Below are 9348 nucleotides of genomic sequence, written 5' to 3' on the forward strand. Positions count from 1 at the left end.
GAAAAGGCGCGCTCAGGCAATGACCTGAGCACGCTCAGGGCGACACCCCGGTCGTCGCGGCGCGAATGTTACGCCCCAACCAGCGCCTTGGTCGTCGGGAGCAGCGTCTGCTGGACCACGAGGCCGCGGGCGCGGGCGTCCATGACGCCGACGGCGCGCAGCGCCAGCAGCGTCACGGTCTGCACCGCATCGCGCATCTTGACGGGATCTTCGAGATTGTCGGGCGCGAGCGGCCCGACCAGAGCCTCGTGCAGCGCCCCGAGCAGCGCGGTCGCGGCAAGGGCGGTATCCTGCGCCGGCAGATGACCGGCGCGCACGGCAGCGTCGATGCGGCCCGCGATCTCGCCGGCGATCTCGCGCCGGCTGGCGAGGCGGGAGGCGCTGACATCGACATCGACAGGCTCGGCCAGGATGCCCCAGGCGAGCCGCCGCTGCGACAGGGTATGGACCGCCACCGTGGTGACCGCGGCTGCCAGCGCCGAGGACGGGCCCGGCGCGGCGTCGGCCGCCCGGCGGATCGCCGCGAGCTCGTCGCGGGAGACCTCGGCGATCAATTCGGAGATCAGCTCGGCCTTGGAGGGGAAGTAGCGGTAGACCGTGCCGGCCGCGACATTGGCCCGGACCGCGACCGGCGCGATCTGCACCGCCGCCATCCCGCCTTCCGCCGCCGCCTCCCGCGCCGCCGCCAATATCGCACTGCGCCGGGCCGCAAGGCGCTTAACCACTTGATGCGTCCGCCGATAAACCATGGCGCGCTTCCTGTCCCACCACGCCGTCCGCACGCCCCGCGGCCGAACGCTTCGTCACTTAAAAGATGCAAATCGCCCCGCAAGGACTGAACAACTATTCAGGAAGGAAGACAAGATGCATTTGCGCAAAGCGTCACGCCAAAGCCGCAGGCGACAAATGCGCAAAGTGCGAGAGCCGGTTGATGGACGGCTAACCACGATTGTTACCGCCATCTTAAAGCAGGTCCGCGACCTTACCGGCGGAATGCGATCCCACCTCGGTGCAGCATGCTCGATTCGGACGCCCGAACCGCCTGGCGGCTCTTCCACCTGAACTGGCTTCCCATCGTTGCCATGGGCAGCCTGCTGGCGTTCGGCCTCCCCGCGACCGGTCTGAGCCTCGAGCCTGTCGCCTACAGCATCACGCTGGCCATCGCGGCCATCCTGGTCGGCGTCGCCTGTGGCCACCGCCTGACCAAGGGAGAGCTTGCCGATCCGAAGCTGGTGTTCTCGCTCGGCACGATCGGCCAAGTCATTCTCACCTGCGCCATCGTCGGGCCGCTGAGCTATGTCGCGGGCAGACTGAACTGGCCGCTGCAGGACGAGGCGCTGCTTGCGATCGACCGTGCGCTCGGCCTCGATCCCGAACCGATCGCGCGTTACATCAACGACCATCCCTGGCTGGCGGACGTCCTGGCCCGCGGCTACGGGCTGATCAAATGGCCTCTGCTCGGCGTTCCCGTCGTGCTGACGCTGACGGCGCGTCATGTACGGCTACAGATGTTCATGCTGGCGATGAGCCTTGCGCTCGCGGTTACCATTGCGATCTCCGCAATGGTGCCGGCGATCGGCACCTATTACGGGCTGCAATTGCCGGCCGCGCATTTCCCCGAGATCAACACCGCAGTCTATGCCGGTCAGCTGCGCGACATCCTCGCACTGCGCGACGGCAGCCTGCACGAGCTGCGGCTGTTCTTCCTCTCCGGCATCGTCTCGTTTCCGAGCTTTCACGCCGCATCCGCCGTGCTCTACATGTGGGCGCTGTGGCCGGTGCGCGGCATCGGCGGCATCGCAGCCGCGCTCAACCTGTTGATGATCGCGGCGACACCGGCGATCGGTGCACATTACCTCATCGACGTCGCCGGCGGCATCGCCCTCGCCGCAGCCTCGATCTGGGTAACGAAGTTCTATGTTGAACGACTCGGCCGCACGGCGCCTGTGTCCGCCGCACCTGCGCTACCGCCGGTCTGGCAACCCAGCCTCGCGGAATAGCGGCGCGAGATTCGCCGTCACAAGCACGCTGCTGTAGGGTGGGCAAAGGCGCATCGCGCCGTGCCCACCATCTCTCCGCAACCGCTATAGAAGTGATGGCCCGCTGACACTTCCTCGTCATTGCGAGCGCAGCGAAGCAATCCAGACTGCCACCGCGGAGAGACCCTGGATTGCTTCGCTGCGCTCGCAATGACGGCGTGGGCCCCCCAAAAGAAAAGAGCCTCGTCGAAGACGAGGCTCTCAGAATTCCCAGGTCGTTCGGCCTTACTTGAGGCTGGACGAGATCGAGCCGAACTTGGTGTTCAGCGTGCTGCCGAGGTTGTTGACCACGGTGATGATCGCGAGCGCGATGCCGGCAGCGATCAGGCCGTATTCAATGGCGGTGGCGCCGGATTCATCCTTCACGAAACGCGCAACAAGGTTCTTCATAGAGTGCTCCCAAAAAAGTACACAAGGCTACAACTGGTCTGGTCTCTTCGGCTTCCCAGCGCCGTCCGACCATGGAACCGAACCTAGAGGCAAAGAATTGCGCCGCAGTTAATTCGACTGCGGAAACAAACGGCGGTTTGCGAGTATCCGCCGATGGTAAATCGAAATTGAAAACAATCCGTTAAATTGTAACGACATCACACGGTCGTCGCGGTTTACCCGAAGTTATGACCAACGTGGTCCAATGCCGCTCGCCAATCCGACAAGAACAAGCAGGACGACGAGGCGGCATGTCCCTTTCCTTTGCCAACAGCATCGCAGTACAGAGCCGCGCGCGCGCGCTGGTACCGCTCTGCGTCGGAGCGGGCGCCTATCTCTTCTTCCTCTGTGTCGGCGATACGCTGCTTCAGGACTCCGACTCGTTCTGGCAGATCAAGATCGGACAATGGATCCTCGATCACCGCGCCCTGCCCTACACCGACTTCTATTCCTTCACGCGGCCCGGGGCGCCCTGGGTTTCAACCTCATGGCTGTCGCAGGTCGCGTTCGCGCTCTCCTATACACAATGGGGCTGGGCCGGCCCGGTGATCCTCACCGCGGTCGCGGTCGCATTGTCGGCGGCGGTCCTCGTCTATCTGCTCGACGCGCATCTGGAGATGCCGCGCTCGGTGCTGTTCGCGATGCTGGCGGTCGTGCTGTCGCTGCATCACATCCTGGCGCGCCCGCACATGCTGGCGCTGCCCGTGATGATCGCATGGGTCGGCATGCTGATGGCGGCAGCCGATCGCAGGGGCACGCCGTCATGGCACTGGCTGCCGCTGATGTCGCTGTGGGCGAACCTGCACGGCGGCTTCGCGCTGGGTCTCGCACTGATCGGCCCGATGTCGTTCGTGGCGCTGTGGGGCCTGGAGTCCAACAAGCAGGTCCGGCTGCTGCTGCGCTGGTTCCTGTTCGGCGTTGCGGCCCTCGCCGCGAGCTGCGTCACGCCCTATGGCTGGCGCACGCTGCTGGGTGCGACCAACATCCTCAATCTCGGCGAGCTGTTGACGGTCATTTCCGAATGGTCGCCGGCCAACTTCGCATCCTTCACCGCGTTCGAAGGCGCGCTGCTCGGCCTGATCGCGATCGGGCTCTATCGCGGCCTGACACTGTCGCCGCCGCGCATTCTGCTGATCCTGCTGCTGACCTGGATGGCGCTCAGCCATGTCAGGAGCATCGAGGCCTTTGCCTTCCTGGTGCCGCTGGTGCTGGCCAAGCCGCTCGGCGAGAAATCGTCCCTGCCGCAAGCCGATGCGCAGACTGACGAGAGCTGGCCTGCCCGGTACCTAACTGCAGCGGGCGCGTTGATGATCGTGGCAGCAAGCTGGACCTCGACCTCGATCTTCATGTCGCACCATCGCTTCAACTTCACGATGGATCAGACGCCGGTCGCGGCGACCGACCTGCTCGAGAAGCGTGGAGCGCAGCGCATCTTCAACGCCTACAGGTTCGGCGGCTACCTGATCGGGCGCGACATCCCGGTCTTCATCGACGGCCGCGCCGAACTCTATGGCGAGAAGTTCGTGATGGACTTCTTCAAGGCGACCGAGGGGAAAAAGCCCGAACTGCTGCCCCGGATGCTCGAGGAGTACAGGATCGACGCGACGCTGCTGGCCGCCGATGCCCCGGGCCCCCAGATCCTCGATCACCTCAAGGGGTGGAAGCGGATCTATGCGGACGATATCGCGGTGATCCATGTGCGGGAGGACGCGCCTTAAAGCGCGATGAGATTGGAATGAATCATCATCGCGCTTTAGGTTGTTGTTTGCGCATGATCTTTCCGGAAAACCGCTTCGCACTTTTCCGGCCCATGCTTTAGCCGGCTCACGCGCGCGACGCCCGGCTGCTCAACCGCTCTGTCACCGACGAAGCGTTCTTCCGCTCAGGAAGTTCGCTCGCACCCGCGGAAAATACGCAGAGCCGTTTCGTTCGATAGAGCGCGCCGCTCTGCACGTCCGGGCTCTCGCAGATATCGATGACATAACCGATGCCGTTGCGCGACGCATAGGCCAGTCGCTCGTCCAGCGAATTCAAACTGTCGACATCCGTCAACTTGCTTCGCCACGTCTGGTAATAGGACGGCATCCACATCGCGGTTCCGCCGCGCTTGTGATCGATCCAGACGCGGCGGTGCGAGACGTATTCAAAGACGCTGGCGCGATCGAGCGCCATGTCGGCGGTGCTCACCTCCGAGTGGCCATCAAGTCCCGGCCGCCTTGGGGTGAGAAACATGGCATTCAAAGGCGTGTTGCTGCGCGCCCATGCGCCGACGGCGCCCCACTCTTCGATAGCTTCGTTGCAGATCCGGTTGAAGTTGAGACTGGACCGGATCGCGAGCGGGTAAGCGAGCAAGACTGTCGTGGCGAGCACCAGATGGCCCATGGTGCGCTGATAGGATGGGACCGGTGTCGATCCGGTCGCTCGAACAACATACATCAAGGCGGCGATGACAAAGGCGAGGCCGGCCCAGCCGTCGAAGCTCAGGAACAGCACGATGAGACAGGCAGGAAGGAAAGTCGCCTCCGTGTCCCGTCGCAGCCACTTCGTCGCCAATGCCGCGATCGCGAGGGCGGCCAGGAGATGAATGACCGTGCTCGATCGCAGGAAATGAAGGTTGAGGATGAACGGCGATCCCGTGGCGAAAGGAACGACGATGCCGATCAGATAGACCAGGATCGCGCCCGCATAGGCCGCCCGCAATTCCGCGGCAGCCTGCCTCAGCAGGAAAAACGCGAGCGCTCCAATGACGGTGACGCCCAGGAGCCCGACAAGATCGCCTGGCGAGGTCGAGTCGATCAGCACGTGACCGGGAAAGTACTGACGCAGGAACTCGGCATAATCGAAGCCGAACGGACGACCGAACTCCGGATTTGCCAGGAAGCCGTGAAGCACTGCAAACGCAAGCGGCAGGCACAGGACGAGACCGATCAGCACGCGCGAGGAGATCTCGCCGAATGTCGCCCTGCGCTGCGACAGGAAGCGTATCCCGATCAGCCCCAACGGCAGCACGAGCCAGACGGCAAAGAAGGCGTTGATGAAGAACGTGATCCCGACAGCAACCGCCGCCGCGGTGAAGCGGCCCCGGGCGGCAAAGTAGATCGCCAGCAGGGCCACGCCATTCGCCATCTCCGAATGGGTGAAGGTGTTGATGAACAGGCCACCGGAGCCGGCATAGCTGTAGCCGTCAAGAAACGCAACGAAGCAGAGGATCAGGCTGAAGACGATCCTGTCGCGTTGCTCCGTGACCCCCAGCAGCGAAGCGCAACACAGGAATCCGACAAAGCTGAGCAGCCGGGACAGGAAGAACAGAACGAGGAACAGCAACGGAACGTTGTCAAAGTATCGTTCGACGCCGCTCAGGATCAGCCAGACACCGGACGCAAAATAGCGCAACGACTGGATGAACCGGTCATCCGCGTATTGCGGCTCATTGTAGAGACCGGCAACGATCGGAAGGTGATAGAGGTTGTTGGTGAGGCCGAAGACGAATCCCGTCCGCAACACCGAAACCGCCGACGCGAAGACGGCGACCGAAAATATCTCGACCCAGGAATTCGAGGTGCGGACCGCGCGATCGCGGCCGATCATGTCAGAGGTGACGTCGACGTCTGCCATTCAACTGCCGGTGAAAGCGACCGCTGCGGATCAGCCTCGGTCGAGCGCCATGCCGGCGATCCGTCCGAAAGCGCCCGCCTGGCTTGCCCGCGCAGAGCGATGAGGACGGACAGCAGCAGAGCTAAACCACAAACGCTAAGGGCGGCTTAAGCGACGTCTCGGAACTGGCACACGGGCTGATGGTAAATGCCGGGCTAAGGCCCGCGGCACGATCGCTCCATTCCGGGACAGGTCAATTTCCCGTCTGCAGCTCGCCAAAGCGCTGCCAGCTCTTGCCGTTAAAGCGCATGAACTGCATCTGATCGACCGGAACGTGATCGGTCGGGCTGGTGTTGACCTTGATGCCGGGCAGCAGCATCGGCAATTCGAGATCGCGGATCGCAAACGCCTGCTTCAGGATGTTCTCGGTCGACAGATCGTCGCCGCAGGCTCTCAGCACCGCCTCCAGCGCCATCGCGCTGTTGTAGGAATTGACGTAGTTGGTGTCGTGCTGATCGGCCTCCGGCATGTATCTGGTCATGAACTCGCGCCAGACCTTGACGCCGGGATCGTCCTTCCAGGCGGGATCGTCGGGATCCTTGACATAGGCGGTGGAGAGAATGCCGGTGCCGGCTTCCAGCCCGGCCGGCTCCATCACGGTCGAGACCCATACCGACACGTTCGAGAGGAACGTCATCGGCCGCCAGTTGATCTCGAAGGATTTGCGGATCGCCTGCGCCGCGAATTTCGGCGTCGCCGCGATCACGAACACGTCGGCGCCCGAAGCCTTCAGCTTCACGATCTGGGAATCGATGGTCGGATCCTGGATTTCATAGGTGGCATTGGTGACCACGGACTCGTATTTTTCGCCGAGCACGTCCTTCAGCCCGGCGAGATAGTCGCGGCCGTAATCGTCATTCTGGGAGATGACCGCGAATTTCGCGTTGGGATTCTTCGCCAGCGCATAGCGCGCGTACAGCCGCGCCTCGTAGCGGAACGGCGCCTGCACGCCCATGGTCGCCTGCGGATATTGTGCGATGTCGGCGAATTTCGAGGCGCCGGAGCCGATAAAGAGCTGCGGCACGTTCTTGGACTGGAGATATTTTGCGATCGCGGTGTTGTGGGCGGTGCCGATCGAGGAGAAGATCAACGCGACCTCGTCGCTCTCGACCAGGCGGCGCGTCTGCTCGACCGATTTCGGCGGCGCGTAGCTGTCGTCGAGCGAGATCAGATTGACCTTGCGGCCGTTGATGCCGCCCTTCTCGTTCAGCATCTTGAAATAGCCGACCTCGCCCTTGCCGAGCGCGCCGAAGGCCGACACCGGGCCGCTATAGGGCATGGTCTGGCCGATCCTGATTTCGGTCGCGGTGACGCCGCGCATCTCGGCGGCGAAGGAAGCAGCAGGCCACAGCAGGAATGAAACGGCGCCAAGCGCGCCCAATGTCGCCTTAACGCGCATCGGCTTCCCCTCCCCACTATTGGTGCGATCGCGTCGCACCTTTATTTGGGAGGAGCATGCCATGACATCGGGGCGAACTCCAATCATTATCGACCGGCGATGGCAGGGCGGGCACGGCGCAAAAGCGCCTTTGCCCACCCTGCGTCTCGCTATCCGGATCGGTGACCTGCGCGGCGCATTACCTGCAGGGATGACGGCTGCCGTCGAAGCCCAGATAGGTGCCGCTGGCCAGGTCGAAGGAACGATAGCGCTCGGCGCAGGACCGCGAGCCATCCGCGCGAGCCAGAACGTTGTCCACGCCTTGCGCACGCGCTGCGCCGTCCGGCAGTTCGAGGCCCAGCCGGCCTGCCGGCGTCAGCGTGCCATTCAGGTTGCGATTGGGGTTCTCCGCCTCGTACGTATCCGGATGGCTGCTTGCAAAGCCGGATTGCGCGTAGGCGGTGGTTGCGGTCAGGGCCGACAACAAAGCCACGGCAGCGAAAGTCTTGAATCCAGTCATGGTCGATCTCCATCATGGGCCGGTGCATCGCGCGGCCGGTGCGGCAGGAAGTGGATCGACATGGTGCACCGGACAAGCCCGACGCGCCCGATACGCGCGGCCGAACGCAATGTCGCCGTTCAAATGCAGAAAGAGTCGTTTGTTTGCGGAACGCAACGAAGGATCCATCTCCGCGGGGCCGCGATCTCTGCCGTCTTCACGTCTCGGTGCGACGCTGCCTCGAGACTGACGCGCCGGCGTCGCAATGCGCTAATATCCGGCGATCGAACAGGAAGGCGCATCATGATCTTTCGCAATCTCTTCGCCGCATTGCTCGTCACGATCTCGATCACGGCCGCGCATGCGGCGCCGCGATGGCTGAACCTGCCGCCGACGCCGACCTTGCCCAAGGCGGCACAGAGCGGCATTGCGCCGGTCAACGGCATCAAGGTCTGGTACGCCGTGTACGGCCGCGGTGAGCCCGTGCTGCTACTGCATGGCGGTCTCGCCAACGCCAACTATTGGGGCCACCAGGTCCGCGCGCTGCAACGACATTATCAGGTCATCGTCATGGAAAGCCGCGGACACGGGCGCAGCAGTCGCAACCAGGAGCCCTATGGCTACGATCTGATGGCCTCGGACGTGGTCGGGTTGCTCGACCGTCTCAAGATCAGGAAGGCGGCGATCGTCGGCTGGAGCGACGGCGCGATCATCGGTCTCGACATCGCCATGAAGCATCCGGAGCGGGTGAACAAGCTGTTCGCCTTCGCGGCGAACTCGGATCCGTCAGGCGTTGCCGACATCGCCTCAAGCGAGGTCTTCAACGCCTACATCGCGCGGGCCGGCGAAGAGTACAAGCGCCTCTCGCCGACGCCGACGCAGTACAAGGGCTTCGTCGACGAGATCACCAAGATGTGGGAGAGCCAGCCGAAATGGACGGCCTCGGACCTCGCGGCGATCAAGGTGCCGACCTGGATCGTGGACGGCGACCACGACGAGGCGATCAAGCGCGAGAACACCGAATTCATGGCGGCGAACATTCCGGGGGCCGGCCTCTTGATTCAGCCGGAGGTCAGCCACTTCTCGTTCCTGCAGGATCCGGAGCAGTTCAACGACGATGTGCTGCGTTTTCTGCGGCGGCGGTGAGAGGCCAGCAGCGGCCGCGTAGTGAGATATCGTAGGGTGGGCAAAGCGACAGCGTGCCCACCATCTCTTGCATGAACACCCGAGAGAGATGGTGGGCACGGCGCAAGAGCGCCTTTGCCCACCCTTGTTTTAGCGCACTGGATTAGAATGGCCTCGTTCCGTGAGGAATGGCCCAGCCCGGGTGGCCGCCCGAGCTGGGCTGC

The 9348-nt window shown here is 63.4% G+C and carries 8 protein-coding genes; 3 read left to right on the top strand and 5 right to left on the bottom strand.

Annotated elements, in window-relative coordinates; all coding sequences use genetic code 11:
* Positions 1 to 68: 68 nt before the first annotated feature.
* Positions 69 to 749, bottom strand: coding sequence for a TetR/AcrR family transcriptional regulator (locus GGD63_RS17790; RefSeq protein ID WP_008136878.1), 681 nt, complete (start codon positions 747 to 749; stop codon positions 69 to 71).
* A gap of 267 nt (positions 750 to 1016) precedes the next feature.
* Between GGD63_RS17790 and GGD63_RS17795 the strand changes: the two genes are divergently transcribed.
* Positions 1017 to 2000: a phosphatase PAP2 family protein gene (locus GGD63_RS17795; protein ID WP_183244182.1), complete on the top strand. Its 984-nt coding sequence runs from the start codon at positions 1017 to 1019 to the stop codon at positions 1998 to 2000.
* A gap of 264 nt (positions 2001 to 2264) precedes the next feature.
* Here the strand turns inward: GGD63_RS17795 and GGD63_RS17800 are convergent, their stop codons facing one another.
* Positions 2265 to 2429: a Flp family type IVb pilin gene (locus tag GGD63_RS17800; RefSeq protein ID WP_018641576.1), complete on the bottom strand. Its 165-nt coding sequence runs from the start codon at positions 2427 to 2429 to the stop codon at positions 2265 to 2267.
* Between the two features lie 290 nt (positions 2430 to 2719).
* Here GGD63_RS17800 and GGD63_RS17805 point away from each other — a divergent pair, with 290 nt between their 5' ends.
* Complete coding sequence (locus GGD63_RS17805; RefSeq protein WP_183244184.1) at positions 2720 to 4186, top strand: hypothetical protein; 1467 nt, start codon at positions 2720 to 2722, stop codon at positions 4184 to 4186.
* A 106-nt stretch (positions 4187 to 4292) separates the two neighbouring features.
* Here GGD63_RS17805 and GGD63_RS17810 read toward each other — a convergent pair whose 3' ends face one another.
* The 3 genes from GGD63_RS17810 to GGD63_RS17820 form a co-directional block, all read right to left on the bottom strand.
* Complete coding sequence (locus GGD63_RS17810; RefSeq protein ID WP_183244186.1) at positions 4293 to 6083, bottom strand: hypothetical protein; 1791 nt, start codon at positions 6081 to 6083, stop codon at positions 4293 to 4295.
* Positions 6084 to 6315: 232 nt separating this feature from the next.
* Positions 6316 to 7521: an ABC transporter substrate-binding protein gene (locus tag GGD63_RS17815; protein WP_183244189.1), complete on the bottom strand. Its 1206-nt coding sequence runs from the start codon at positions 7519 to 7521 to the stop codon at positions 6316 to 6318.
* A gap of 178 nt (positions 7522 to 7699) precedes the next feature.
* Positions 7700 to 8020, bottom strand: a complete 321-nt coding sequence (locus tag GGD63_RS17820) for a BA14K family protein (RefSeq protein WP_183244191.1) — start codon at positions 8018 to 8020, stop codon at positions 7700 to 7702.
* A 282-nt stretch (positions 8021 to 8302) separates the two neighbouring features.
* On the opposite strand from GGD63_RS17820, the gene GGD63_RS17825 reads away from it, so the two are divergent.
* Positions 8303 to 9145 carry an alpha/beta fold hydrolase gene (locus tag GGD63_RS17825; protein ID WP_183244192.1) on the top strand — a complete coding sequence of 281 codons (843 nt, stop codon included), beginning with the start codon at positions 8303 to 8305 and terminating at the stop codon, positions 9143 to 9145.
* The last annotated feature ends 203 nt before the right edge of the window (positions 9146 to 9348 follow it).

The sequence above is a fragment of the Bradyrhizobium sp. cir1 genome (genome assembly GCF_014198245.1).
Lineage (GTDB): Bacteria > Pseudomonadota > Alphaproteobacteria > Rhizobiales > Xanthobacteraceae > Bradyrhizobium.

Excerpts from the sequence above, each read along its gene's own strand:
- GGD63_RS17790 (WP_008136878.1), bottom strand. The coding sequence starts at position 749 with ATGGTTTATCGGCGGACGCATCAAGTGGTTAAGCGCCTTGCGGCCCGG.
- GGD63_RS17795 (WP_183244182.1), top strand. The coding sequence starts at position 1,017 with ATGCTCGATTCGGACGCCCGAACCGCCTGGCGGCTCTTCCACCTGAAC.
- GGD63_RS17800 (WP_018641576.1), bottom strand. The coding sequence starts at position 2,429 with ATGAAGAACCTTGTTGCGCGTTTCGTGAAGGATGAATCCGGCGCCACC.
- GGD63_RS17805 (WP_183244184.1), top strand. The coding sequence starts at position 2,720 with ATGTCCCTTTCCTTTGCCAACAGCATCGCAGTACAGAGCCGCGCGCGC.
- GGD63_RS17810 (WP_183244186.1), bottom strand. The coding sequence starts at position 6,083 with ATGGCAGACGTCGACGTCACCTCTGACATGATCGGCCGCGATCGCGCG.
- GGD63_RS17815 (WP_183244189.1), bottom strand. The coding sequence starts at position 7,521 with ATGCGCGTTAAGGCGACATTGGGCGCGCTTGGCGCCGTTTCATTCCTG.
- GGD63_RS17820 (WP_183244191.1), bottom strand. The coding sequence starts at position 8,020 with ATGACTGGATTCAAGACTTTCGCTGCCGTGGCTTTGTTGTCGGCCCTG.
- GGD63_RS17825 (WP_183244192.1), top strand. The coding sequence starts at position 8,303 with ATGATCTTTCGCAATCTCTTCGCCGCATTGCTCGTCACGATCTCGATC.